The sequence below is a fragment of the Vreelandella rituensis genome (assembly GCF_003336665.1).
GTDB lineage: Bacteria > Pseudomonadota > Gammaproteobacteria > Pseudomonadales > Halomonadaceae > Vreelandella > Vreelandella rituensis.
In genome coordinates this window covers 19,907-44,743 of record NZ_QPIJ01000040.1, presented here as the reverse complement: position 1 = coordinate 44,743, position 24,837 = coordinate 19,907, and the positions used below count along the sequence as shown (strand labels likewise).

The 24,837-nt window shown below is 56.3% G+C and carries 21 protein-coding genes and 2 pseudogenes; 15 read left to right on the top strand and 8 right to left on the bottom strand.

Going from position 1 to position 24,837, the window contains the following annotated elements; translation table 11 throughout:
• Positions 1–125: pseudogene (locus DU506_RS15035) on the top strand (electron transfer flavoprotein subunit alpha/FixB family protein); the annotation flags it as partial.
• A gap of 80 nt (positions 126–205) precedes the next feature.
• Here DU506_RS15035 and DU506_RS15030 read toward each other — a convergent pair.
• The 5 genes from DU506_RS15030 to DU506_RS15010 form a co-directional block, all read right to left on the bottom strand.
• On the bottom strand, positions 206–1,330 hold the full coding sequence (locus DU506_RS15030) for an acyl-CoA dehydrogenase family protein (RefSeq protein WP_114487723.1): 1,125 nt from the start codon (positions 1,328–1,330) through the stop codon (positions 206–208).
• A gap of 11 nt (positions 1,331–1,341) precedes the next feature.
• Positions 1,342–2,538, bottom strand: a complete 1,197-nt coding sequence (locus DU506_RS15025; RefSeq protein WP_114487722.1) for an acyl-CoA dehydrogenase family protein — start codon at positions 2,536–2,538, stop codon at positions 1,342–1,344.
• Entirely contained in the window at positions 2,538–3,971 is a 1,434-nt protein-coding gene (locus DU506_RS15020) for an enoyl-CoA hydratase/isomerase family protein (RefSeq protein WP_114487721.1), read from the bottom strand. The genes DU506_RS15025 and DU506_RS15020 overlap by 1 nt, the downstream gene beginning before the upstream one ends.
• 106 nt (positions 3,972–4,077) lie before the next feature.
• Positions 4,078–6,087: a TRAP transporter permease gene (locus tag DU506_RS15015; protein ID WP_114487720.1), complete on the bottom strand. Its 2,010-nt coding sequence runs from the start codon at positions 6,085–6,087 to the stop codon at positions 4,078–4,080.
• 50 nt (positions 6,088–6,137) lie between these two features.
• Positions 6,138–7,298 (bottom strand): TAXI family TRAP transporter solute-binding subunit, encoded by a 1,161-nt coding sequence (locus DU506_RS15010; RefSeq protein ID WP_114487719.1) that lies wholly within the window; start codon positions 7,296–7,298, stop codon positions 6,138–6,140.
• Positions 7,299–7,552: 254 nt separating this feature from the next.
• Between DU506_RS15010 and DU506_RS22255 the strand changes: the two genes are divergently transcribed.
• Positions 7,553–7,699, top strand: a complete 147-nt coding sequence (locus tag DU506_RS22255) for a hypothetical protein (RefSeq protein ID WP_235825667.1) — start codon at positions 7,553–7,555, stop codon at positions 7,697–7,699.
• A complete protein-coding gene (locus DU506_RS15005) occupies positions 7,699–8,715 on the top strand; it encodes a methyl-accepting chemotaxis protein (RefSeq protein ID WP_235825664.1) in 1,017 nt (338 codons plus the stop codon). The genes DU506_RS22255 and DU506_RS15005 overlap by 1 nt, the downstream gene beginning before the upstream one ends.
• Here the strand turns inward: DU506_RS15005 and DU506_RS15000 are convergent.
• Complete coding sequence (locus tag DU506_RS15000) at positions 8,654–9,538, bottom strand: helix-turn-helix domain-containing protein (RefSeq protein ID WP_114487718.1); 885 nt, start codon at positions 9,536–9,538, stop codon at positions 8,654–8,656. The genes DU506_RS15005 and DU506_RS15000 overlap by 62 nt on opposite strands.
• 178 nt (positions 9,539–9,716) lie before the next feature.
• Here DU506_RS15000 and pobA point away from each other — a divergent pair, with 178 nt between their 5' ends.
• Positions 9,717–10,916 carry a 4-hydroxybenzoate 3-monooxygenase gene (gene pobA / locus DU506_RS14995; RefSeq protein ID WP_114487717.1) on the top strand — a complete coding sequence of 400 codons (1,200 nt, stop codon included), beginning with the start codon at positions 9,717–9,719 and terminating at the stop codon, positions 10,914–10,916.
• A gap of 36 nt (positions 10,917–10,952) precedes the next feature.
• Here pobA and DU506_RS14990 read toward each other — a convergent pair whose 3' ends face one another.
• Positions 10,953–11,744 carry an IclR family transcriptional regulator domain-containing protein gene (locus tag DU506_RS14990; protein ID WP_114487716.1) on the bottom strand — a complete coding sequence of 264 codons (792 nt, stop codon included), beginning with the start codon at positions 11,742–11,744 and terminating at the stop codon, positions 10,953–10,955.
• A gap of 186 nt (positions 11,745–11,930) precedes the next feature.
• On the opposite strand from DU506_RS14990, the gene DU506_RS14985 reads away from it, so the two are divergent.
• Positions 11,931–13,268, top strand: coding sequence for a class-II fumarase/aspartase family protein (locus DU506_RS14985; RefSeq protein ID WP_114487715.1), 1,338 nt, complete (start codon positions 11,931–11,933; stop codon positions 13,266–13,268).
• 631 nt (positions 13,269–13,899) lie between these two features.
• Here the strand turns inward: DU506_RS14985 and DU506_RS22835 are convergent.
• A pseudogene (locus DU506_RS22835) lies at positions 13,900–15,013 on the bottom strand (IS1380 family transposase); the annotation flags it as partial.
• Positions 15,014–15,379: 366 nt separating this feature from the next.
• On the opposite strand from DU506_RS22835, the gene catA reads away from it, so the two are divergent.
• The 10 genes from catA (at position 15,380) to DU506_RS14925 (ending at position 24,832) form a co-directional block, all read left to right on the top strand.
• Complete coding sequence (gene catA / locus DU506_RS14970; RefSeq protein WP_114487712.1) at positions 15,380–16,354, top strand: catechol 1,2-dioxygenase; 975 nt, start codon at positions 15,380–15,382, stop codon at positions 16,352–16,354.
• A 330-nt stretch (positions 16,355–16,684) separates the two neighbouring features.
• Positions 16,685–17,653: a TRAP transporter substrate-binding protein gene (locus DU506_RS14965; RefSeq protein WP_235825662.1), complete on the top strand. Its 969-nt coding sequence runs from the start codon at positions 16,685–16,687 to the stop codon at positions 17,651–17,653.
• 73 nt (positions 17,654–17,726) lie between these two features.
• Complete coding sequence (locus DU506_RS14960; RefSeq protein WP_114487710.1) at positions 17,727–18,203, top strand: TRAP transporter small permease; 477 nt, start codon at positions 17,727–17,729, stop codon at positions 18,201–18,203.
• A gap of 2 nt (positions 18,204–18,205) precedes the next feature.
• Positions 18,206–19,489: a TRAP transporter large permease gene (locus DU506_RS14955; protein ID WP_235825660.1), complete on the top strand. Its 1,284-nt coding sequence runs from the start codon at positions 18,206–18,208 to the stop codon at positions 19,487–19,489.
• Positions 19,490–19,569: 80 nt separating this feature from the next.
• On the top strand, positions 19,570–20,691 hold the full coding sequence (locus tag DU506_RS14950) for an amidase (RefSeq protein WP_114487708.1): 1,122 nt from the start codon (positions 19,570–19,572) through the stop codon (positions 20,689–20,691).
• A 21-nt stretch (positions 20,692–20,712) separates the two neighbouring features.
• Complete coding sequence (locus tag DU506_RS14945) at positions 20,713–21,858, top strand: acyl-CoA dehydrogenase family protein (protein WP_114487707.1); 1,146 nt, start codon at positions 20,713–20,715, stop codon at positions 21,856–21,858.
• Positions 21,859–21,923: 65 nt separating this feature from the next.
• Positions 21,924–22,268, top strand: a complete 345-nt coding sequence (locus tag DU506_RS14940; protein WP_114487706.1) for an IacB protein — start codon at positions 21,924–21,926, stop codon at positions 22,266–22,268.
• Positions 22,269–22,308: 40 nt separating this feature from the next.
• Positions 22,309–23,583, top strand: a complete 1,275-nt coding sequence (locus tag DU506_RS14935) for an aromatic ring-hydroxylating oxygenase subunit alpha (protein ID WP_114487705.1) — start codon at positions 22,309–22,311, stop codon at positions 23,581–23,583.
• A 5-nt stretch (positions 23,584–23,588) separates the two neighbouring features.
• On the top strand, positions 23,589–24,074 hold the full coding sequence (locus DU506_RS14930) for an aromatic-ring-hydroxylating dioxygenase subunit beta (protein WP_114487704.1): 486 nt from the start codon (positions 23,589–23,591) through the stop codon (positions 24,072–24,074).
• Positions 24,074–24,832 (top strand): SDR family NAD(P)-dependent oxidoreductase, encoded by a 759-nt coding sequence (locus DU506_RS14925; protein WP_114487703.1) that lies wholly within the window; start codon positions 24,074–24,076, stop codon positions 24,830–24,832. Before DU506_RS14930 ends, DU506_RS14925 begins: the two co-directional genes overlap by 1 nt.
• Positions 24,833–24,837: the final 5 nt, after the last annotated feature.

The following is a 24,837-nucleotide window of genomic DNA, read 5'->3' as shown; positions in this document are numbered from 1 at the left end:
TGAAGGACTCCAAGGTGATCGTGGCGATCAACAAGGACGAGGAAGCGCCGATCTTCCAGGTGGCGGATTACGGGCTGGTAGGGGATCTGTTCGAGATCCTGCCGGAGCTTGAAAGCAAGCTGTGACAGCCGTTCATTGAGATGACTCAGTCGCATCACCTGCGGCTGAGTCTATTGGGCGGGAGATGTTCAAATTTTGTTAGTAATCAAGCTACAGCACTTAAATGCTCACTGACATATTCGAGATGGTGGTCTGTATCTCCAAGGTAGTGATCAAACATGATCAACCGTTTGGCATAATGTGATACATAACACTCTTCGGTCATGCCCATGCCGCCGTGCAGTTGGATGGCCTGTTCGGCAATGAAGCGGGCCGCTTCACCGCAATAAGCCTTGGCAGCCGCAATTCGGTAATCACGTCCCTCAGCCGGTTGTTCAAGGCAGGTGGAAGCCAGTATGGTCATGGAGCGCGCCTGTTCAAGGTGCAGATGCATATCGACCATACGATGCTGCAGGCTCTGAAAGCTCGCCAAGGGAGTACCGAACTGCTTACGCTCCTTGAGGTACTCAAGAGTCTGGTCACAAGCAACCTCCATGGCACCAAGTGCTTCGGCACACAGCGCGGCGCGCCCAATCGCTAAGGTAGCATCCAGCGCTTCGCCAGCATTGGCACTCAGGCAAGCCTCAAACGGTAAATTGACCGTATCAAAGGTCATGTCACTCGCCGGTTGATCATCGATGGTGAGGTAGTCATGGTATCTAACGCCAACGTCACCTTGCTGCACGATAAACACGCCTAATTGACCGTCATCAAGCCGAGCAGTGACGAGTATGCCTGCGGCGGCGGCTGCATTGAGCACTACTTGCTTGCTTCCTTCGATTTCCCAGCCAGTATTCGTGCGGCGCGCCGTGGTAGTGATTCCATGGGCATCGTAACGTGCCAACGTTTCCTGCCAGGCCAGGGCCAGCTGATGCTTGCCTTCCAGCAAAGGTATAAGCCAGCGTGCCTGTTGCTCAGCATCACCCAGGCGGGCCAGTAGCTTGCCCGGTAGCACCAAACCGGCTAAGTAGGGTTCCGGTGACAAGCAACGGCCGAATGCCTGCATGATGAGCATTAGATCGGTACCCTCACCCCCCAGCCCACCGACAGCTTCGCTGAAAGGCATATGCAGAAGGCCAAGGTCTGCGAACGTTTGCCACAGCGGGGATGCTGCCCCTTTAGCCGGGGCTTCCAGCATCTGGCGGCGTTGTTCGGGAGATACTCGATCAATGCCAAGGCGGTTCAACGTGTCGGCGAGCATGCGTTGCTCGTCGGACAAAGAAAAGTCCATGGGGCGACTCCTTACATGTTGAGGATTGTCTTGGCGACAATGCTCTTTTGGATTTCATTGGCACCGCCATAGATCGAAAGCTTGCGGCGATTAAAATACTGCGCGGCACCAGCAGCACTGTCCGCCTGGTGGGTATCGTTTAACTCACCACTGCCGTACAGAAAGTCGTCGAGGAATGGCAAAGCGGAAGGGCCCAGCGCTCGGCGTGTCAGGTCACTGAGTTCCTGGCGCAGTTCCGAGCCTCGCACCTTGAGCAGTGAGCTTTCCGCACCGGGTGCACAGCCCTCGCTGGTAGCGGCGATTACCCGTAAATTGGTGACTTCGAGTGCCATCAATTCGATCTCGGCACGCACGACTCGCTGACGAAAGCTGGGCGATTCGATGAGAGGTCGTCCACGGTGCTGTAAGCGAGCAGCGAGTGACTTGAGGTGGCGTAGGGCTTGTTTGGCATGCCCCAATCCTGCAATGCTGGTGCGCTCATGAGTCAGCAGGAACTTGGCGCAAGTCCATCCTTGACCTTCCTCGCCCACGCGATTCTCGATCGGCACACGTACCTGATCTAGAAATACCTCATTGACTTCATGTGCTCCATCCAGGGTGATGATGGGACGAACCGTGATGCCTGGACTATCCATGTCAATCAGCAAAAAACTGATACCGGCTTGCTTCTTGGCATCGGGATCGGTGCGCACCAGACAAAACATCATGTTGGCGTGTTGCCCCAGGGTGGTCCAGGTTTTCTGGCCAGTGACCACATAATGCTCGCCGTCACGTACGGCTCGCGTCTTGACGCTAGCCAAGTCCGAACCTGCCCCTGGTTCGGAATACCCCTGACACCACCAATCCTGGTTGTTGAGGATACGTGGCAGGTAATGGCGTTGTTGTTCTTCATTGCCGAAATGCATGATCACCGGAGCAACCATGTTGATGCCGAAAGGCACCACTGTCGGTGCATGGGCGGCAGCACATTCTTCATCAAAGATATGCCTTTGAACGGGGCCCCAGCCGGGACCGCCATGTTGCTTCGGCCAGTTGGGAGCCAGCCACCCCTGATCGTTGAGAATGTTCTGCCAACGGATATGATCTTTTGCACTCAATCGCCGGCCGAGCCTGACCCGCTCTCTGATGTCTTCGGGTAGCGAGTGTTCAAGGAAGCGTCGAACCTCTTGGCGAAACGCCTGCTCCTCCGGAGTAAAATTAAGTTTCATTAAGAAGTCTCCACTCTTGATGAGGCAGGTAGTGTTGCCTGGTAGTGAGGCCCACCCAGATGGCGCGGGTACTCCAGTCCTTCGATAGCCAAAAGGTCGATATCACTGACGCGATAACAAAGTTCATTTTCTGCGATGGAATGACTGATAGCTTCCAGTGCTTTGGTTTGTTGATTGACGGGTCGTCCTTTAATGGCTCGTGTCATTGCTGACAGCATGCTGTTTCCTTGGCTAACCACTACGGGTTGGCGCAAGGCCTTTAGGGCATTGGCAACAGCTTGTTGTTGAGTCCGCTCGGAAGTGAGGGCTACAAGCTCAGCTACCGCCAGATTGGGAGACAGCACTAACGCTAACGGCGTCTGAGGCATGTCGGTCGTATCGGCGGCGATGATGCTGACGGTGATGCAGTGGTCGGGTATGTCATTATCAACGGTGTCACCTGGCGCTAATAAGCATGCTTGGGTATCGGCAGTGATCGTGGTGGAAAAGGTGATGCCCGCACGCTTGGCGTGTTGCTGCAGCCGCTCAAACAGCGGGTGTTTGCCAATCAGGGCAATCTGTAGCAGCGGAGTAGCCTCTTCGGCTTGAGGTACTTTATGAATATTGCGGGCAGCGAAGAAAGAGTGAATCAGACCGTTTCGCTGTGGGGACTCCATGCATAAGAGAAACAGCTCTCGCTCGCGCTTCAGCCCTTCATCAAGCGTACCTTGAGCGCTTGCCTCAACGGCATCGATACACCGAAAAGGCGAGAATAACGCGGGTGCTTCGTCTGCCAGGCGCACTCGAAAGTCAGCCACTGCTGCGGGATTGGCATCAGGCGTAGGTAATTGCCCTGTGACCCGTGTCTCGCGCTTGCCAGCCAACACATCACTTGCTGCGGCAAGTCCTGCCTGCAGCGGCTCTGATGTCTCGCTGATGATGTCGATTATGCCTAACTCATGAGCTTCCTCGGCATTGACGAATCGGCCACTGGTAATCATGTCAAGCGCTGCTTCAATGCCCACCAGGCGCGGCAAACGTTGCGTTCCACCTGCACCGGGCAGTAGGCCCAACTTGACTTCAGGAAGCCCTAACAAGGTATCCGGTAGCGCGACGCGCAAGTGACAGCCAAGCGCTACCTCCAGCCCTCCGCCCAAGGCAGTGCCATGCAGCACCGCAATAATCGGCTTCGGGCTGGCTTCCAATTGAGTGATCACTTCGGGCAATAACGGAGACTGTGCCGGCTTGCCAAATTCCCGGATATCGGCCCCGGCAATAAAGGTGCGCCCCTTTGCCATGATAACCAAGGCCTTTGCATCCGTATCTTTCAGGCCTTGTTTTAAGGTGGCGAGCAGACCGGCTCGAACAGCTTGACTGAGTGCATTGACCGGCGGGTTGTCAATACAGATGACACCGATCTCATCAATGCGTCGATAATGGACAGGGGCTGACATGGAGGCATCTCCAGATAATGCGATAGGTAAAATAGTGACTATTTAGAAATGTGAGAAAGCATCACTCAGGCAATAAGGCTGCCGTCCTTGTCGGACGGCAGTCATTTCATGGATTGACCGGTAATGTGATTCTAGTGGCATGCCGCTGTCCCCAACGGGCAAATATAACGGCAGGAATCAAGGCGGCAATGGAAATGCCCAGCAGTTCAATTTGGCTAAGTGGAATCATGCCGCCCCCTGGGAGAGCAAGCGTCAGGCCGGACAGCAGTACTAATGTCCGGATGGTGGCTTCTTGAAAAATGCCACGACCCAAGCGTCCAACACCAATGAGATAGCCCTGCATGGCGGAAGCGAATAGCACAATTCCAATTACAGCCTGAACGAAGACCATCGCGATTTGCAGTGGCTCTCCTTGCATTATCAAAGCCGGATTCAGTACGAACAGGAAGGGAATGAAATAGATGACACTGCCCAGACGCATGGCCTGCAATCCGGTGGCCATGGGGCGCGCACCGGCTATGGTCGCAGCAGCAAAGGCACCCAATGCAACGGGAGGAGTGATGAAGCTGAGCATTCCCCAATAGAGAATGAACATATGAACTGCCATCGGATCAAGCCCACCTCCATTGATCAATGCAGGAGCCAGTGCCACGGCAAGAAAGATATAAGCAGCCGTCACGGTCATACCGATGCCCAGCACGAAGCTAGTGGCTGCACCCATGAGGAGAAGTAGCGGCACACTACCTCCTGCTAGATGGATGAAGTCGTTGGCGATGGTGCCGGATAACCCCGTCATCGACAGAGAACCCACCAGCATGCCGACACCAGCAAGGATCGCAATCAGTTCAGCAAACAATCTAGCGGCTGATGACAACGTTTCGCTTACATCTTTCCAGCCCCAGCGATTGTGTTTTGACAGTTGATTAAGCACCAGCAGAAGTGCCGTGGCATAAAACGGCGCTACGGCTTCACGCTGCATGATTAAAAGCATCCATACCAGCAGTGCAAATACGAAGATGAAATACCAACCTTCTTTAAGGGTGGTCCATAGCGATGGAAGCTCAATAGTGGGCAATCCCTTGATGTCATTGCGCGCAGCATAAGCATCAATCTGGATAAACAGGCCCAGAAAATAAAGGATGGAGGGAATTACCGCGGCCAAAGCAACCGCAGAGTAGGGAACATCAAGAAACATCGCCATCACAAAGGCTGTGGCGCCCATGACAGGGGGCATCAAGACACCACCGGTGGATGCACAGGCTTCCACACCTCCAGAGAAGGAGCGGCTCATGCCAATGCGCCGCATGGCGGGGATTGAGAGAACGCCGGTAGTCAGAACGTTGCTGATCACACTACCACTCATCGACCCCATCAAACCGCTGGAGAAAATCGATACCTTGGCTGGCCCTCCACGAACATGACCCAGCAGGGCAAAGGCGAGATTGATGAAAAATTTGCCGCCACCACTTTTTTGCAGCACCACACCGAATACCAAAAATCCGATGACGAGGCCGGCAAAGGCCTGCAGTGGTACCCCCATGATGCTCTCCGTGCTCATGGTGTGATACATGGCTGCTTGCTCAAGGGTTGAAGGAAATGCCTGAATTGGACCAGGCATCACATCGGCCACCAGGGGATAAAGCGAAAAGGCGGCAACAATAATCGCAATCGGCCAACCACTGGCGCGTCTTGCCGCTTCAATAATCAATATCCAGTAAGCATAGCTGGCTATGATGGCCGTATCAGGAGCGGAAAACGCCCAGCCTCGCTCTAAAATCGACTCTGCGTTATAAACAAAATACCCCCCGACCCCCAGAGTGATGGCACTGAGCACATAGTCATACCAGGGAATTGGACGAGAATGGTGAGTGGCACGCATTGGCCAGAGCAGATATACCAAAGGTAGCAACAGGGCGACCACGGCATAATAGAAGCGTGTTTCTAGATTGGTGACAAAGTGCAGCAATCCAAGATTGAACAGGTAATCCAGCGTCATCAACATCAGTGCCACAGTAACGGCAGCTGGAATCCAACTCAGTAACGGAGGTAGCCTGCGTACATGACTGATTTTCTCTTTGGCTTGCTGAACATCAGGGACGTCATTCGCTGTGGTCATGTGAAAATCCATGCGTCAAGAAAGGGCGACGTTAGCCGCCCCATTGGCTATTACTGAAAAATAGGATCGAAGCCTGCTTCAGTTAAGGCATTGGCGCGGACACTCATCCATGCCTTTTTGAAGTCTTCTTCATCGCTAGGCGCACTACTCACAAAACTTTCCCACGTCTCAAGTAATAACAGTTGACGTTCGACGAGCTCCTCTTGATGCAACTGCATTTTATCGGTCCAAACACCGATATCCTTGTAGTAATCGACCACTGCGTCATGGAATGGGATTACCCACTGAAGATCTTGATATTCCAAGGCATAACCGACTGCACCAGGAGCAGAATCTTTATATTGGTCGTAATTATCCTGCATGGCTTTTATCAAGCCATAAGCCACGTCATCTTCAATATCACTATTGGCAACAATGATGGGGTAAGGGTAGCTGGCACTAGATACAGGATTGTCACTGCTCACATTGCCGGCGCCTGACGTTACTTCATGAGGACGGAAGTAGGGCGCAACGGTTTTCATACGCTCCCAGCCCTCTGTGTCATTAGGGTCCAGCTCCGGCCAACTGATCCCACGGGGACTGCTGGCAAGTTGCTGTGCTGGTGGAGTGACAGTGGTGGTGAAAGAGGCATCTACATTACCGGCAATGATGCCATCAAAAGAACGTGAATAACCGGGATAATCCACTCGCTCAACATCGTCCCAAGTCAATCCGCCAAAAGCCAAATAAGCTTCCGTTCCCTTATTCAATGCATCATCACCTCGAATATAAGCGATACGCTTACCTTTGAGGTCGGCTGGAGTTTTAACCTCAAGATCTCCTGCGACAGCCAGAGATAAACCAAATGAAGCCGTTGATGTGGTAATGACACGCAGCGGCTGGGGCCCCCAATCTTCGTGAGCGAACATCATGACCCCTTCCACGCCGTAGTAGCTGGAAATCCCGCAGGCACACAAATCGACTCGGCCCTGTTTGAGCGGAGTCATACGTGAAACGTCATTGTCACCGGGCAATACACGCACCGATGTGCCGTATTCAGACTGAAGCATGTTGCCAAGCGCAACCGCTTGAGCATAGCCACTTGAATTGGTGCCATACGCTGTCCAGGCCATGGTATTGGGTAGAGAGATTTCACTTGCATGGCTGAGCGAGGCAGCAAGCAGGGTGAGAGGCAAAGTGGTGATAGCGAGACGCTGAGCGATTCGGCGCATGAGGCGCTCCTTGTTGTGATTGTGGGTCGGATCTTGTGTTTCGCTGTGCGGTATCCAGTTTTGCAAACTGTCGATTGATATTAGGGAGGAGAAAGGGAGGTGTCAACGCCCTCAAGAACTGAATCTTCGAGAAAGAAAGAAGTTGGTTATCTGAATGGAAAGTAAAGTTACTTTTTGAACGTTCAAAAGTAGAAGAAAATAGATGTTGGGTGCCGTAAAGAAACGGTTCGGAACATCATGAATTGGACGCTCTGATGGAAGCTTCCAACCGCTTGGCGACCGGAGCCAACGACCTGATCGGAAATAAGCAGCAAGCCGCCGCCCTGATGGCAACCCCGGCTCGCCATGACCAGCGCCTGATGTTGAGACGATGCAACTCCTGGTGTTGGGAGTGGGGCTGATGCTACTCGTGCTGTTGGGCGGTTTGACATTGCGCAGAATGATTCGTCCCTTGAACGAAGCCATGGCCTTAACACTTCAGATTGCCGCTGGAAACCTGGCCGCTCGTATGCCGGTGACGCGCAGAGACGAAGTAGGCAAGCTGATGGATGCGCTGAATGTCATGCGCAAAAGCCTGGGTAGCATCGTCGGCGACGTCAACGCGGGCATTCAGGTCGTGACCCCGGCGGCCCAGGCGATTGCTGGCGAAAACGATGACCTGGCCGCTCGCACCGAACAGCAGGCGGCTTCCCTGCAACAGACGGCTTCAAGCATGGAGCAGATGACCACCACCGTGATGCATAATACCGACAACGCCCATCAAGTCGGGAAACTGAGTGACGACAACGTTCGCCTAGCCACACAAGGCGGGGACTTGATGCTGGAAGTCGTGACTACCATGGCCCAGATCACCGCCGGTTCGCGAAAAATGTCTGAGATCATCGATGTCATCGATTCTATTGCCTTTCAGACCAATATCCTGGCGTTAAACGCCTCAGTGGAAGCGGCAAGAGCCGGTGAGCAGGGGCGCGGCTTTGCCGTGGTGGCTAACGAAGTGCGCCACCTCGCCGGGCGCAGTGCAATGGCAGCCAAGGATATTCGCCGGTTGATCGACCACTCCGCTCAACAGATTAACAGCGGTACTGACGTGGTCGGACAGGCAGGTGCGGTCATTGAAGACGCGGTAGCGGCCACCTGGCGCTTCAATCTTTTGATACGCGATATCTCGGGAGCCTCCGAAGAACAGGGCAATGGCATCGGGCAGATCAATCAGGCGATTATGGAGATGGACAAGATCACCCAGCAGAACTCGATCCGTGTTCAGAGAAGCGCGCGAGCGGCAGCCGACCTCGAGGATCAGGCCCGAGAGTTGGAAGTGGCCGTGGCGGCTTTTCTCACGTCCGATTCCGCATCGATTACTCCTCTTGGGATTGGCGTAAGCGAAAATCGCGCGGCGAAAGCCCTGTCAGCCGCTTGAAAAAGCGCGTGAAGTAGGCCGGTTCGGAAAAGCCCAGGCTATCGGCCACCTGCCCCACGGTCATGTTGGTGTACGTCAGCTGGCGTTTGGCTTCCAGCAGCAAGCGCTCGTGCAGCACCTGCAGCGCGCTGCGGTCGGCCAAACGACGGCAGAGCAGGTTTAAATGCGCACTGGTAACGCCCAGCTGGTGAGCAAACTGCTCGACGCTGGGTTGCTGGCGAAACTGCGCCTCAATCAGCGCTTGATAGCGGTACAAATGGGCGTGAGCACGGTCGTGATGGCGGGGCGCGGTGCTTGGCGATGACCGGTCGAGCGTTAACCGCCACGTCTCCACGGTGAGCGCGGTTATCAAGGCGTCAAGCAGAGATTCGCGCCCCGGTGCTGGGTGACGGTACTCCGCATCGAGCTGCGCCACCAGCGCGGCGATCCGGCAAGTGGAGGCGTCCAGTGGGTGGGCGCCGCCTTGATAAAGTGCCTGCGCTTGAGGCCCCAGCTGGACATCGAGGCGTTCGAGCAGCGGCTGCGCCAGCGTGAGGATATGGCCCTGTGTATCCGAAGAGAAGTGAAAGCTGTGAATGCTCATGGCGGGCACCACGATGAACAGCGGCGCTTTATAGGGCTGCCGGTTACCCTCCAGCTCCAAGGTGACCTCACCTGCCGAAAGGTGCAACAGGTGGACCAGATCGGCGTGAAGGTGCGGGTGAATGTGCCAGTTGTGCAGGCGGCTGCGTTCCGGTATCGACTCACAATGGAGTAAATCCGGTGTCGGCCAGTGCCGGGTCTCGCCATAGAGCTTAAATATCGGGACGGTTGCGCGCTCCATAGGGCCTCCGGTGAGAGGAGTTGCGACGAAAGTCGATGTGTTATATTCCAATAGTCCAAGTATGTCTACCAATAGTGCCTTATCTGCGCGGGTGTTTCAGTGAAAAATACAATCCGTATAACGAACATTTGTGCGATTTAATTAGACGCTGACGACACATAGAATAATGGAGATGACCATGAAAACGCAGGTCGCGATTATTGGCGCTGGCCCTTCCGGGCTGTTGCTGGGACAGCTGTTAACCCGTCAGGGCATTGATAACGTCGTTTTAGAGCGTAAAACCGGCGAGTACGTCCTAAGTCGCATTCGTGCCGGTGTGCTGGAACAAGGCATGGTAGACCTGTTGCGTGAAGCGGGTGTCGATAAGCGGATGGACGAGGAAGGCATGCCTCATGATGGTGTCGAGCTGGCCTTCGACAATCGCCGTGTGCGAGTGGACCTGGCGGGCCTGACCGGCGGCAAAACCGTGATGGTTTACGGCCAGACGGAAGTCACCCGCGACCTGATGGAAGCGCGCGACGCCAGCGGCGCGACCACCCTGTATGAAGCTGACAACGTTCAACCGCATGACCTTGAGAGTAACAACCCTTATATCACCTACGAAAAGGGTGGCGAGACGCATCGCCTGGAATGTGATTATGTGGCCGGTTGTGATGGCTTTCACGGCGTCTCGCGTCGATCCATCCCCGCCGATAGAATCAAGGAATTCGAGCGCGTGTATCCCTTCGGTTGGTTGGGCATGCTTTCGGACACCGTGCCGGTGGCCGACGAACTGATCTATGCCCGCCATGAGCGCGGCTTCGCTCTATGCAGCATGCGCTCCGCAACCCGTAGCCGTTATTACATCCAAGTGGGGCTCGACGAAAAAGTCGAAGACTGGTCGGATGAACGGTTCTGGGAGGAACTCAAGCGTCGCGTGCCGGATGAAGTCGCCGCCGCCCTGGTGACCGGGCCGTCGATCGAGAAGAGTATCGCTCCGTTACGCAGTTTCGTCGTCGAACCCATGCAGTACGGGCGATTGTTTCTGGTGGGGGATGCCGCGCATATCGTGCCGCCTACTGGCGCCAAGGGACTCAATCTGGCGGCAAGTGACGTGAATACCCTTTACCGCTTGATGGCCAAGGTCTATCAAGAAGGGCGTACCGACCTGATACCCCGTTATTCCGAAACTTGCCTCAAGCGTATTTGGAAAGCCGAACGCTTTTCCTGGTGGATGACGTCCATGTTGCACAAGTTCTCGGAAGAAGATGATTTCGATACCCGTATGCAACAGGCGGAACTGGATTACATCACGAGCTCGGAAGCAGGCCTGACGACCATCGCCGAGAATTATGTGGGACTCCCCTACGAATCCATCGAAAAGCCTTCCTGTGACTGAAAACTCGCGCAAGAAGGCCCATGAAGTGGGGGTCATTCAACTGACGGTGTCGCGAATCTGGCGGGCTTTTTCTTGGAGTAGCGGCAAGTACTGATTCATGAGGGTGTCGAGGTCGATTCGGGCGGCATTGGTGCTGATATTGATGGCACCGAGCAGTTTTCCATGCGCATCGAAGGCGGGCACCGCCAAAGAGCGCAGCCCGGAATCAAGCTCCTGATCGGCAATCGCATAGCCTTGCCTACGTACCTGGAGAATGCATTTCTTGAGCTCGGTCTTGTCAGTAATGCTTTTATCGGTATGCGGCTCCAAGACCAGGTTCTTCAGGTAGGCATCGAGCTCGGCTTCCGGCAGTTGGGCCAGCAACACCCGCCCCATGGAAGTGTGGGCGGCGGGGAGCCGAGTGCCCAGCGACAAACTGATCGCCATCAGCCGCTGGCGCGAGGCGGAGCGGGCCACATAGACGACGTCGTTGCCTTCCAGCACCCCCAGGGACGAGGACTCACCGCATTCGGCGGTGATATCTTCGAGAATATGCTGAATCACGCTGCGGTAATTGTTGGCCGAGAGAAACGCATAGCCCAGTTGCAGCACCTTGGGCGACAACTCGAAGTGGCGCTGGTGCTTGCTGACGTAACCCAAGGCATGCAACGTCAGCAGAAAGCGCCGGGCCCGCGCACGATTCATGCCGGTACGGCCGGCCACTTCGCTCAATGTCATGCGTGGGTGGGTTTCGTCAAACGCCAGGATCACTTCGAGCCCACTGGCCAAGGCCGTGACGAAATCACGGTCATCGGTCGTTAGCGTTTCTTCTCGCGTTACCACATCCATCCGTTCGTTTCTCCAAGTCGTATGATAAGACATCTAGTTTACAATCTAGCATAGCGTTCGTTTCGCGAACACTTGTGCGAATGTAGCTCTGGTTGTATCTATTTCGTTTCACGTCGAAGGCTCGTCCAGCTCGGCCGAGCATTTTAACTGTATGCCCTATTAAAGTACGCATTATAAGGAAGTGTCATGCCCGCTGCCTTGATCCAGCACCCCTTCATGAGCCCGTCAGCCCTGAATGCTTCTAACACCCAGGCCATGGTTCACGCCATGCTGACCTTTGAACTCGCGTTGGCCGACGTCCAGGAAGCACTGGGCGCCGTGCCTGAAGGCGCTAGCCAAAGGATGCGTGAGCATCTCGAAGCGCATGTATTTGACACTCAGGCGATTGCTGCAGGCATTGCCAAGGGAGGTAATGCAGCGATTCCCTTCGTCAAGCAAGGGCGCGCTGCTCTGCCTGATGCGCTTAAGCCTTACTGGCACCAGGGAGCCACCAGTCAGGATGTGGTGGACAGCGCTCTGATGTTGCTGCTCAAGCCGCGCTTGAAAGCCATCGATACGCTGCTGAGGCGTTGTCGAACAGCTGCCAACACCCTGATGCAGGCGCATGCTGCGACCCCGATGGTGGGGCGCACCCTGATGCAGCAGGCGTTACCCATTACCTTCGGGGTCAAAGTCGCCCACTGGGCGCTGGGCCTGGAACAGGGACGTCGTCGCTTGTCGCCACTGGCCGAAAACGGCCTGCCGGTGCAATTCGGCGGGGCTGTTGGGGTGCATTCCGGCTGGGATTCGCTGGGGCTCGACTTCATGGATGCCTTGGCCGCAAAACTTGAGTTGGCTCCCGCCGTGTTGCCCTGGCATACCGACCGGCAACCCATCCATGCGTTAAGCACCGCGTTGGACGGCGTGGCCGGTGCCGCCGAAAAGCTGGCGCTGGACGTGGCCCTGCTGACCCAGACCGAAATAGGTGAAGTCGCTGAGCCCGCGGAGGAGGGGATGGGTGAATCCTCTTCAATGCCGCACAAGCGTAATCCGGTTCGCTGTGCGCTGATCCGTGGTGCCGCTCGCCAGATACATGGGCATACCACGGTGCTGCTGAATACCGCCGCTCAGCCACTCGAACGTGGCCTGGGCGAATGGCACGCCGAATGGGCACCCTTAATCGACAGCACCCTCCTGCTGGAAGGTGCGCTGGAGCAAACGGCGGTAGTGCTCGAAGGTCTGGAGGTTCATCCCGAGGCAATGCAACGCAACCTGGCGGCCACCGGTGGCGGCATCATGGCCGAGCCCGTATCACGGCTGTTGGCTCCCGTTCTGGGGCAGGACACTGCCAAGCGAATCAGTGCCGAGGCAGCGGAAACCGCTCGTCAGAGTGGCCGGCACTATGCCACGGTGCTGGCCGAACATTCAGAGGTAAAGGGGCATTTATCGCTGGCCGAGCTTGAGCGTGCCAGTGATCCGGCTTCATACCTTGGTAGTAGTGAAGCCCAGGTGAAACGTGCCGCTGACTGGCTGATGAGTGTTTAAGTTTTTGTTTTTAATGTTTTTTATTTAGAATGTTTGAAATGACCAAACTTGTTGGGTGAGTAAACGGGAATTGACGCTGGGGTCGTGGAGGATTTGTTTGTTCGTGTGAGGAGTATGACCCCCTTCTTCCTTCGTCGCAGTTATCTAGAACCTCATTTAGGTATTTATTGCTAGGGCCTGTTGACGTTTGCTCAAGGCCAAGCCAAAAGCACTTTTCCTTCGTTTTGGCGCGCCAAAACGCTGTAAAGTGTTGCAAAAATGAGTAGGCGCTTCACTGTTATCGGTGTTTGATGACGTATCTGACGCCTTAATAGGCTCGGTACTGCGATTCGTGATGAAACATCAACAGGCCCTAGCCAGAACACCATAGAGGCTGCCAAGAAGACAGAGTGAGCTATCTATTACCTGAATCCGTGAAGCCGGCGCTGCCACTTTCCCTATCACCGCCAGCGAGCATTTTTGACCTCCGATCCCGTCTCAATCGTCGAACGCATGTTGACCACGGCCGACCATTGTTGCGTCGGCCGGCGACAATGCCCCGTTTTGTCATGCATTTCTATCCGCCAGGCTCGGTGATGCTGGCCGCTGGTGACCATCACTCCTCTGCTGGGTGGCGTTGTCCGCCAGGTGATCAGCATGGTGTCCCACGCGGATAGCGCAGGCGACGTCGCAGGCTGTTCAGCACCGTCATGCGCCCAATATCCTGCCCGACGTCGAGGATGATCTGTCGCGCCTTGTGAATCACGAAAGCCGCACGATGCACCAATTTCTGCAACACCGTTCGTAGCCTGCGCCGCTTGGCGAGATGCAGGATCAGATCGTTGGTGGCGAACTTGCCCGACGGTAGCCGCTCCAGGTCAAGATCGGTCTTGATCTCGCTATGGAACTGCTCGTGGGTGGCATGCGCCTGATAGCGCTTGATCACCGCCTCCGGCGACTCGTCCAGGCGGGTCCACCCGCCTTCCAGCTCATACGCCAGTTCGAGTAGCAGCTGGCCATCGCGATCGGCGGTACGTTCCACCAGACGCATCACGCGTTTGACGACATAGCCGACCTTGTTGTCGTCGCGGATTGAGACAGTCTGTGCCCACAACGCCGGGCGTTTGCCAGGGCGCACTCTTCCCAATAGTCCGCCGCCACTGCCCGCCAGGTGTCCTGATCGGCCGTGGCCGAGCCACGCGGGTTCCATTTGACGAGATAGTCGAGCTGGCGGCCCATGTCAGCAAAGGCCTGCCGCTGCCGCTGCCGCTGCCGCTGCCGCTGCCGTTCGAGCAGAGCCAGGTGTGTGCCTGGCTGTCGAAGCCGCTGTCCTCACGTAGCAAGATGGGGTTCTCCGTCAGGCCCTGGGCGTGGGGCAGCACCCGCCCCAGGAAGGCGTTGCTCTCCTTCATGATGTGCTGCTTGCCAGGACGCAGTTCCAGGCCCAGACACCGCCATTCGTTGCACAGATAAGCGGCGATCGGAGTGTAGCCGTCGACCTTCTTGTAGGTCCGCGAGACGCCTTCCTTCTTGGAGTTGCTGTTGTCCATGACGAAGGTGTCGATATCCAGGCAGACGTGCGTCGTCTCGGCGGTGATCGGTGCCTCCACCAGTGACAGCAGGGTAGTGGACCAGGCGGCAGTGTGCGCCTGCAGGTCGTTGGCGGCGAGTTTATCCAGCCGCTGTCGCAACGTTGCCGTGCTCGGCACCTTCTGCAGAGTCAGCAGCTGTTGGAAGGGCTTGTCGCGGCGGACGTTTTCGATGGCGATATCCGCTATCTTGCCATGAAGATCAGGGGGTTAGAAGTACTACAGGGGGGCTGTCTCACGGATTCAGGTATTAGATAGCCTTCAAAAAAATATATCTATTATTCATTGATTTTATTAAATTATTTTGTTTTTGGCACATGTTGTGTGCGGGCTTGTTGTCATTTCTCATTGTTTATGGCGAATTTATTTGCGGCCGATGCATACCGAAAATAGTATACCTAGGTGCTGAAAGAGTATTGGAATGAAGTGAAATGGCGTACCAATATACTGGAAAAGTGTAGTTTTTAACTGCCATGGAGTGCTTCGTAGCTTTGGCCACTCCCCAGTAGCTGGGGAATAATGACAACGATAGAGATCAAAACAATGACAATACAGATTTTCGACACCCCCGAAGTCCAAGACTTCATCAACACGATCGCCGGGTTCGACCAGGATGGTGGCAACGAGCGCGCCAAGAAGATCATGCATCGCCTAGTCTCGGACCTGTTCAAGCTGATCGACGATTTTGACGTCACCGAAGAAGAGTTCTGGTCTGCCGTCAGCCTGCTCAATGCCTTGGGCAGCCAGACCCAGTTCGGTCTGCTCTCGCCGGGGCTGGGTTTTGACCACTTCCTCGATATGCGCCAAGACGCTATCGACGCCCAAGCCAAGCGTACCGGTGGTACTCCGCGCACCATTGAAGGCCCGCTGTACGTCGCCGGCGCCCCGGAGGCCGAAGGCTTCGCGCGCATGGACGATGGCCAGGATAACGACGGCGAGACCATGTGGCTCACCGGCCAGGTGCGTGATACCGAAGGCAACCCGGTGGCCAATGCCAAGGTCGAGATCTGGCACGCCAACTCTAAAGGCAATTATTCCTTCTTTGATAAAACCCAAAGCGAATACAACTTGCGCCGCACCATCTACACCGACAACGATGGCCGCTACACCGCGCGCAGTATCATCCCGTCCGGCTATGGCGTGCCCGAGGGTGCCCCGACCGATGTCGTGCTCAAATCTTTGGGCCGCCACGGCGAACGCCCGGCGCACATCCACTACTTCGTCTCCGCGCCGGGTCATCAGCACTTGACCACCCAGATCAACCTCGCCGGCGACCCCTACACCTTTGACGACTTCGCTTTCGCCACGCGCGAAGAACTTGTCGTTCCGGCTGAACGAATCGACGATCAAGCCGCCATCGCTAAGCGTGAGCTTGACGGCCCGTTCTCCGAAGTCGTGTTCGACATCGAGTTGAACAAGACCGACGCGGCAGAGTTGCAGACGCGTCATGCCCGTCCGCGCGCCAAAGAAGACGAACAAGACCAATCCAGCCAGCAAGCTGGTACTGCCCAAGTTTAACCTATCATGCTATCGGGCTTAGTTTTGTTTAGCATGTTAATGATAGATGGGTAAGCGCATTCTTAATATAGAGATATTTAAGCAGTTTTTTGTATTAAACATATATGAAATGATGTTTGCTTATATTAATGAATGGTCGAGATAAAGATAGAGCCTTATCTTATTTCACGTGATTTGCTGGAAAATTCATGTGATATTGGATGCATCTGGGCATTGTGGTAATGCCCAGCACAATAATAATCATGAGGGCAACCTATAATGACGAAGCAAAAAACTATCCAGTCTCTGTTTTCTAAGCAGATCGTTGGTGCCGCATGTTTGAGCGCTCTTATGGTGACGAGTGCACAGGCCAATGAAATCAAATTAAATTATGCCTTCTTCGCCCCGGCTCAGACCTTCCCAGCGGTGCAGATGGACCGCTGGGCTGAGGAGCTTCATCGCCGCACCGATGGCCAAGTTTCGGTGAATACCTTTCCCGGTGGGACCCTGCTGTCCGCCAGCAACATGTATGATGGTGTGCAAAGTGGCGTCGCCGATATCGGCCTCTCCGCCACCTCCTATGAACCCGCCCGTTTTCCACTGCTCAATCTAGCCGGTAGCCTTACCGGGATTGATGTCAACTCGACGGTGGCCAGCCAAGTCGTCTACGACCTAATCCAGGAATTTCCCGCCGACCAACTGGGTCTCGAGGGCTTCAAGGTCATCACTGCCTTTACCTCTGAGCCGGGCTATCTGCATAGCCAGATTCCAGTGGATTCCCTCGATGATATCCAGGGACAAGAGATTCGCGTCCCCGGTGACGCGACCGAAGTGGTGGAAGCGTTGGGCGGTGTTCCCGTGGGCCTGGGACAGGCCGAGACCGGCGAGGCCCTGCAGGCGGGGGTGGTCGATGGCTATGTGGGCTCCCGCGAGACCCTGATGGATCTTCAGTATGCGCGTAGCGTCCAATACATCACGGACTACCCCCTGACCAACGTGGTCTTCGTGGCGGTGATGGACCGTCAGCGCTGGGAGTCCCTCCCCGAAGACGTCCAGCAGGTGATCGATGAACTGGGTGCCGAGATGGCTCATTTCGCCGGTGATTACCTGGATGGCCATATAGAAGAGTCGCTGACCTGGGCCGCCGAGGAACATGACGTCGAGACCGTGACGCTGAGCGATCAGGAAGCGGCACGATGGACTGAGCAGCTCGAGCCAATCAACGAATCGCGCCTGGCTGCGGTGGCCGAAATGGGTCTGCCGGCGCATGAGTTTCACGAACGCATGCTGGAACTGATTGAAGACTATCGCCAACCCTGAGCACGATAGGGTTTAGGTCCCGGTTGCAGGACACTGCAGCCGGGAGTGATTGACACAGTAAGGCATTCCACTCATGTATAAACTCAATCTTCTGATCAGCCGTGGATTGCTGGGTATCGCCGGTCTGGCATTGCTGGCCATAGTCCTCCTGGTTACGGCCAATATCCTCATGCGACAGCTGGCATCCTCCTATGGTGGCACCACTGAGATCGTCGGTTGGCTCACCGCAGTGGTGGTCTCCCTTTCTTTGGCCTATGCACAGCTAAACAAGGCCCATGTGGAACTGGATATCCTGGTGGCGCATTTCCCTGATCGCCTGCAGGCCTTGCTCGAGACTCTAGTGGCGATAGCCAGCCTACTGTTCTTCGCCATGGTGGCCGTCAAGCTGTGGGAATATGGCTACGGCGTCATGCAGCGCGGGATGGTTTCTCAGACCTTGCGAATAGCCATCTACCCAATGATTTATGTGGTGGCCTTGGGTTTCTCCGCTTTCTGCCTGGTGCTGTTGACGGACGTCTTCGGCAGCATGAAACGATTGGTGATGAAATGAGCATGACTCTGATAGCTATGATCGGCATCCTAGCCCTCTTTGCGCTGATCTTGCTCAAGATGCCAATCAGCTTCGCGATGTTTGTCGTCGGTTTCTTCGGCATGCTGCATATGACCAGCCCGATAGCCGCCTATAACATCATTAGCTCCGGTATATGGGAACAGCTGTCTGCTTATTCACTGAGCGTGATTCCACTGTTTGTCTTTATGGGGGAGCTGCTGTTTCGCTCGGGCATTACCGAGAAGATCTTCGCTTCCGCCTATGCCTGGATTGGCCACCGCCGCGGTTCCATGGCCATTACAACTATCCTTAGCAGTGCCGGTTTCGCAGCGGTGAGCGGCTCGAATACCGCCACCGCAGCCACTGTAGGTACCATCGCTCTGCCGGAGATGAAGAAGTTTGGCTATCATAAGGCTTTGAGCGCCGGTAGCGTGGCCGCTGGAGGCACCCTTGGGGTAATCATTCCACCTAGCTCGGTGCTCATCATCATCGCCCTCCAGGCGGAACTGGCCATTCGAGATCTGTTCCTCGCCAGCATCATTCCAGGGCTGATTCTGGTGGCGCTGTTCATAATGACCATCGTTTACCTCTGTACACGTCGGCCTGAGATAGCCCCCGTGGGTGAACGCTCAGAGTGGCGGGTGCGATTCAGCTCCCTGAAGGGGCTGATGGAAATAGTCGTTCTGTTCGCACTGGTACTCGGGGGGCTCTTCTCCGGATGGTTCACTTCCACCGAAGCCGCCGCTGTGGGCTGCGTTGGCGCTTTGGCCATAATTGCCTTACAAGGGCGACTGACCCTGGACGTGCTCCAGAAGGCTCTCGCCAACGCACTCAAGTCCTCTGCCATGATCTTGATGCTGGTGGCCGGAGCCGTGATCTTCGGACGTTTTCTCACCGTCACGCGTTTACCTTATCTGGTGGGCGAATGGGCTGCGGCCCTGCCGTTACCGGCCGTCTTGATCATGGCCTGTGTGCTACTGATCTATGTGATCGGGGGGGCGCTGATGGATGCCATGGGTTTCTTGATCATCTCGATTCCGATCTTCTTTCCGGTAGCTCTTGCGCTGGGCTATGACCCCATCTGGTTCGGCATCATGGTCTGCATCGTTACCAGCATGGGCGCGATTACCCCACCCGTGGGGGTCAACGCCTTTATCGTCAAGAGCCTTGATCCTGATCTGGGTTTCGGGGATATCTTCCGCGGAGTGGGCTATTTCTTACTGCCCTATATGGCCTGCATCTTGCTGTTGCTGTTGATTCCCCAACTGGTCTTGTTCGTCCTGTAGGGATAGGGAACCGTCTGGCCGGGCTTTGTATACGACTATATACATGATTTTTCATGTGAAAAATAAATAAAGGTGTGCGGATGACTACTTTTATCGAATCTCTTGCGCTTGGCCGAGGCCCCAAGCGAGTGGTTGTGAAGGACACAATAGATATCGCTGGTTACCCGACTCAAGCGGGTTCAGCGGCATTGTCGGATGCCTTGCCGGCGCTGCGCCATGCTGAAATCGTCGAGCGCACCCAGGCGGCGGGCTACCGTATCGTCGGCAAGGCCAACCTCCACGAGCTGGCCTTCGGTATGACCGGCCTCAATGCCTGGACAGGCACCCCGGAGAACCCGCGCTTCCCCGAGTTAATCCCGGGCGGTTCTTCCAGCGGTTCGGCGGCGGCAGTGGCGGCAGGGCTGGCGGAGGTCGGCATCGGCACTGACACGGGCGGTTCGATCCGCCTGCCCGCGGCATGCTGTGGCCTTTATGGATTCAAGCCAACCTTCGGGCGGCTCGATCGTCGGGGCGTGATGCCGACAATCAGCAGCTTGGATTGCGTTGGGCCCATCACCGCCGACCTGGAGGAGTTGATCACCTTTATGGCGGCGGTAGATCACGGTTTCACATCCGCACATCAAGGTGAGACGCCGACGTTGGCCTGGCTGCAGGTGGATGCGGAGGATTTCATTCAGGCTGCGGTAGAAGAAAGTCTCTCTATGACATCGCTTCCTACCGCGAAAGCCCAGCTGTCCTTGATAGACGAAGCCTATGGGGCGGCCATGGCGGTGATTAACCGCGAGACCTATAACGCCTGTGCAAAGTGGCTGGACAGCGGGCGCCTGGGCGCCGATGTGGAGCGACGCCTGGAAGCCGCTGGAAAGACCACCGATGCAGAACTTCGTGAGGCCGAAGCGGTTCGTCTTGCCTTCACCGCTGAAGTGGATCGGTTGCTCGAATTCCACGACGTTCTGGTCCTGCCGACCCTGCCGCACACCCCACTGACCCGTGCGGCAGCCGAGGCGGGACAGCAGGACCTGACAATTTCTACGCTGCTTCGTCCTTTCAACCTCTCTGGGCATCCCGCCCTGACTATGCCACTGGTGCCCAACGCGGGGCGTCCGGTAGCGATGCAGCTAGTGGGACGAAAAGGCGGTGACGCAAGCCTCTGCGGGGCTGCACGTGTTCTAGCGGGAGCCAACGAGACAGACCACCGCTGAACAAAACAATAGGAGTTACTTATGCATAGCACTGTCGATAAGTCCCAATGGGGCGGGGAAGCCCGCTTCGATGCACTGCTCGATACCATTCGCCAACGCCGCGAGGAGTTCGAGGCCCAGCGCCATATTTCTCAGGATATCATCGAGGAGTTCCAGGCCATTGGCGTCTATCGCGCCATGGTGCCCGCCACCTACGGCGGTGACGAGAAGTCACCCGCCGAGTTTCTGAAAATGGTGGAAGCGGTCTCGGCGGCGGATGGTTCCTCTGGCTGGGTGGCCAGCTTCGGTATGAACCCTGCCTATTTGGCCGCGTTACCCGAGGAAACGCTGAAGGAAGTGTGGCGGGATTCCCCCGACGTCGTCTTCGCCGGCGGTATCTTCCCACCCCAGCCCGCCGAGCGGGTCGATAACGGTTTCCGTATCAAAGGCCGCTGGAAATTCGCCAGCGGTTGCATGGGCGCTTCGCTGTGTGGCGTGGGCATTCTTCCCGACGAAGAGGGCGCTCTGCCGCGCATGGCGGTGCTGCCCCGCGACCAGGTGGAGATCGACCCGACCTGGGACATGCTGGGCATGGTGGCCACCGGCAGTCACGACCTCGTGGTCAAGGACGCCTATGTTCCGGAAGCCTGGACCTTCGTGCGCGGCGGCAAGCCCAATATCGATGCTCCCTTCTTTCGCTACCCCTCGCTCTCCTTCGCCGCTCAGGTACTGGCGGTGACCACTCTGGGACTGGCCCGGGAGGCACTGGATATCGTCCGTGCGATGGCGGGTGGGCGCAAGTCAGTCACCGGAGCCCCCAACCTGGGTGAGCGAGAGTATGCCCAGATTGCCCTCGGCAAGGCCGAGGCCAGGGTCCGCGCCGCCCGTGCCTTCTTCTACGAGAGTACCGAGGACGCCTGGGCAAGCATTCAGGCCGGTGGCGAGCCAAGCCGCGAGCAGATCAACCTGCTGCGCCTATCCACTACCCATCTGACCCATGAATGCGCCGACTCGATTCGCAGCGTATACCAGATCAGCGGCATGACCGGGGCCGACAACAGCCACCCCCTGTCGCGAATCCTGCGCGATTCCCAGCTGTGCACCCAGCATGCCTTCATGGGCGAGATTACCTGGAAGAACGCCGGAGCCATCTTCTTCGGCCATGACCCCCTGCCGGGCTACCTGTGACCGGCCATTCACAAACGAACTGACCTAAACGAACTGTTCCAAACGAACTAGCGGAGATCACCATTATGAATCGCGTACTGTTTTGCATCGGTATCAACCAGAATTTCATGAATGCTACCGCCGACGAGGGCAAGCAGGTCTGGCAGGCATTCAGCCAGATGATGAAAGGCATCGACGAGCTGCCCGGGGTCAACATCCTGGGGATCATGGACGATGACCGCATCATGGTCGGTCCATCCGCTACGGCTCCCTGGACTGCCTACATCATGGCCGACGTTCCGGACTACGAGACCGTCGTGGCGGCCTGCAACTTCTTCCGCACCACCCCGGTGGGCGATGGTACCTACAAGCTGTGGAAATACGCCCGTGTCGAGGCCCGCATCGGCCGCGAGCTGGTGGTCCCTGAATAATAAAGACAGCATCCGCCGGTCAATGCATGAGGATAACAAGATGAATCAACTTATTGACGCCAAGAACATTACGCTCGATCCAGACGAACTGGTGAGAAAAGATAGAATTGCGACTCCGATGTACACCAGCTCAGAGCTTTTTGAGAAAGAGCAGGAGAAGATTTTCCGCAAGACCTGGGTGTGGGTAGCGCATGCGAGCGAGGTTCCCGACAAGGGGTCGTTCAAGCTGTCCAAAGTGGGCCTTGAGCCGGTCATCGTGGTACGTGACCGTAAAAGTAACATCCATGTGATGGTCAACCGTTGCCGCCACCGGGCTTCGACGGTGTGCGAGATTCACAAGGGTAAGACATCGTCCTTCCAGTGCCCCTACCACGGCTGGGGCTACGGGCTCGATGGCAGCCTGCGCGCCTTGCCGTATCCCGAGCAGTACGGGGACGATTTCGACAAGTCACAGCATGGGCTGCTCAAGCTGCGCACGGAAAGTTATCAGGGCATGATCTTCGCTACGTTCAATGAAGACATTGAGCCTCTGGAAGAATTCCTGGGCGCCGCCAAGAAATGGATCGACCTGTTCATGAAGCAGGGCGGCGGTTTCCCGGTGAAAACTCTCGGCGAGCATCAGTTCGCGGTGCCGATGAACTGGAAGGTTCAACTCGAAAACACCACCGATGCCTATCATTTTCCGATCGTCCACAAATCCTTCATACAGTCCCTGGATGAGGAAGCCGAAGAGACCTTCAGTTTCCTCGACGGCGAAGGGTTCGTCGAGGATCTGGGTAACGGTCACTCCGTCATGGTCATGATTCCCGAGTTGGTCGATCTCGAGGAGGATCTCGATCGCAAGATCCCCGAGCGTTTCGAGGCACTGGCCCAGAAGTTGCGCAATGAGAACTATCCCGAAGATCAGGTACGCCGGATCGTGCGTGCGGTGGGGGGCTCGGGGTTCAACCTCAACCTGTTCCCCAACGTGGCCTGCTCGATGGCTTTCTTCCGGGTACTCACGCCGGCTGCCGTCGACAAGACCGAAATTCGTCATATCGCTATTGGCATGGAGGGTGGGCCGGAAGCCGCCAATCAGATGCGCATGCGTCTGCACGAGCATTTCCAGGGTCCCATGGGTTTTGGCTCTCCCGATGATGCCGAGGTTTGGGAGCGTATCCAGCGTGGCGTGGACGGTGGCCCCGAACTGCCGATTCTGGTCAATCGCGGCATAGAAAAGGAAGTTCCCGGTGAAGCGGGTCCAAGAGGGCACGTTTCGGATGAAACGGGGATGCGTGCTGCCTATGCCATGTGGAAACGGATGATGCAGGAGTGAATGACATGAACAAGACCGACACCGATAACCAACTGTGGCAGGTCACGCAGTTCCTCTGGAACGAAGCCGCGCTTCTGGACGCGAGGCAGTACGACGCCTGGCTCGATCTCTGGCAGCCGGAGGGCCTGTACATCATACCTATCGAGGACGCCGAAGATTACGCGGAGGTGCTGAATCTCTGTTACGACGACGACAAGATGCGACGTGACCGAATCAAACGATTCCAGGAAGGATTCTCGATATCTTCAGCGCCGGCGGCGGTCACCGTACGCACTTTGTCGCGCTTCGTTATCGACGTTGTCGACGGTGACAGTGTCGTTGTCTCCTGCGGCCAGCATCTGGTCGAAGACAAGTTCGGGCGCCAGCGGCTCTGGGCGGCAAACGTGCGCTACACCCTCCAGTCCACCGATTCCGGCTTCAAGATTCAGGAGAAAGTGGTTCGTCTACTCAACTCGGATGGAGTGCTGAATTCGTTCAGCTATTTGCACTGATGACTAAACCACTACCCGACAAGCTTCAGACCGCGGTGATTACCGGCGGGGCACGTGGGCTCGGTGTCCATATAGTGCGCGCGCTTCACAAGGCGGGGTTTCGCGTCGTCATTACTGATGTCGACCCTGAACCGGCCGAAGCACTGGCGTCTGAGCTAGACCTGGCAGGTGAGACCGCGGTGACGGCGACACTGGATATTGCTAACCCCGACGACTTCCAGTGTGTCCTGGACAGGGTCGTCGAGCGCTGGGGCAGTTGCGAAGTGCTGGTCAACAATGCTGCCCGCACGGCGGTTCAAGACCTATTCGATATCGACCCGGCCTTTTTCAACGAGGTCATGGCAATCAACGCCGGCGGTGTCTTCGCCGGCTGTCAGATATTCGGCCGTCACTTCAAAGAACGTGGCTATGGTCGATTGGTGAACCTGGCATCGCTGGCAGGGCAGAACGGTGGCACAGCCACGGGTGCGCATTACGCGGCTTCCAAGGGGGCCATTCTGACGTTGACCAAGATATTCGCTCGCGATCTGGCGGCTGACGGGGTGACCTGTAACGCCATTGCGCCGGGGCCGTTGGACACGCCAATGGTGCGTGGCGTGCTTGGCGACAATCTGGAGAAGGCGTTGGCCAATATCCCCGTTGGACAACTGGGATCGCCCGACCTGGTTGGTCAGATGGTGGCTTTTTTGGCAAGCCCTCAAGCCGCCTTCGTAAACGGCGCCTGCTGGGATGTCAACGGCGGCATTTACATGCGCTGAAACAC

Excerpts from the sequence above, each read along its gene's own strand:
- DU506_RS14945 (WP_114487707.1), top strand. The coding sequence starts at position 20,713 with ATGCATAGCACTGTCGATAAGTCCCAATGGGGCGGGGAAGCCCGCTTC.
- DU506_RS14955 (WP_235825660.1), top strand. The coding sequence starts at position 18,206 with ATGACTCTGATAGCTATGATCGGCATCCTAGCCCTCTTTGCGCTGATC.
- DU506_RS14990 (WP_114487716.1), bottom strand. The coding sequence starts at position 11,744 with ATGGATGTGGTAACGCGAGAAGAAACGCTAACGACCGATGACCGTGAT.
- DU506_RS15025 (WP_114487722.1), bottom strand. The coding sequence starts at position 2,538 with ATGAAACTTAATTTTACTCCGGAGGAGCAGGCGTTTCGCCAAGAGGTT.
- DU506_RS14940 (WP_114487706.1), top strand. The coding sequence starts at position 21,924 with ATGAATCGCGTACTGTTTTGCATCGGTATCAACCAGAATTTCATGAAT.
- DU506_RS15015 (WP_114487720.1), bottom strand. The coding sequence starts at position 6,087 with ATGACCACAGCGAATGACGTCCCTGATGTTCAGCAAGCCAAAGAGAAA.
- DU506_RS14985 (WP_114487715.1), top strand. The coding sequence starts at position 11,931 with ATGCCCGCTGCCTTGATCCAGCACCCCTTCATGAGCCCGTCAGCCCTG.
- DU506_RS15000 (WP_114487718.1), bottom strand. The coding sequence starts at position 9,538 with ATGGAGCGCGCAACCGTCCCGATATTTAAGCTCTATGGCGAGACCCGG.
- catA (WP_114487712.1), top strand. The coding sequence starts at position 15,380 with ATGACAATACAGATTTTCGACACCCCCGAAGTCCAAGACTTCATCAAC.
- DU506_RS15030 (WP_114487723.1), bottom strand. The coding sequence starts at position 1,330 with ATGGACTTTTCTTTGTCCGACGAGCAACGCATGCTCGCCGACACGTTG.
- DU506_RS14965 (WP_235825662.1), top strand. The coding sequence starts at position 16,685 with ATGGTGACGAGTGCACAGGCCAATGAAATCAAATTAAATTATGCCTTC.
- DU506_RS14950 (WP_114487708.1), top strand. The coding sequence starts at position 19,570 with ATGACTACTTTTATCGAATCTCTTGCGCTTGGCCGAGGCCCCAAGCGA.
- DU506_RS22255 (WP_235825667.1), top strand. The coding sequence starts at position 7,553 with ATGGAAGCTTCCAACCGCTTGGCGACCGGAGCCAACGACCTGATCGGA.
- DU506_RS14935 (WP_114487705.1), top strand. The coding sequence starts at position 22,309 with ATGAATCAACTTATTGACGCCAAGAACATTACGCTCGATCCAGACGAA.
- DU506_RS14930 (WP_114487704.1), top strand. The coding sequence starts at position 23,589 with ATGAACAAGACCGACACCGATAACCAACTGTGGCAGGTCACGCAGTTC.
- pobA (WP_114487717.1), top strand. The coding sequence starts at position 9,717 with ATGAAAACGCAGGTCGCGATTATTGGCGCTGGCCCTTCCGGGCTGTTG.
- DU506_RS15005 (WP_235825664.1), top strand. The coding sequence starts at position 7,699 with ATGCTACTCGTGCTGTTGGGCGGTTTGACATTGCGCAGAATGATTCGT.
- DU506_RS15010 (WP_114487719.1), bottom strand. The coding sequence starts at position 7,298 with ATGCGCCGAATCGCTCAGCGTCTCGCTATCACCACTTTGCCTCTCACC.
- DU506_RS14960 (WP_114487710.1), top strand. The coding sequence starts at position 17,727 with ATGTATAAACTCAATCTTCTGATCAGCCGTGGATTGCTGGGTATCGCC.
- DU506_RS14925 (WP_114487703.1), top strand. The coding sequence starts at position 24,074 with ATGACTAAACCACTACCCGACAAGCTTCAGACCGCGGTGATTACCGGC.
- DU506_RS15020 (WP_114487721.1), bottom strand. The coding sequence starts at position 3,971 with ATGTCAGCCCCTGTCCATTATCGACGCATTGATGAGATCGGTGTCATC.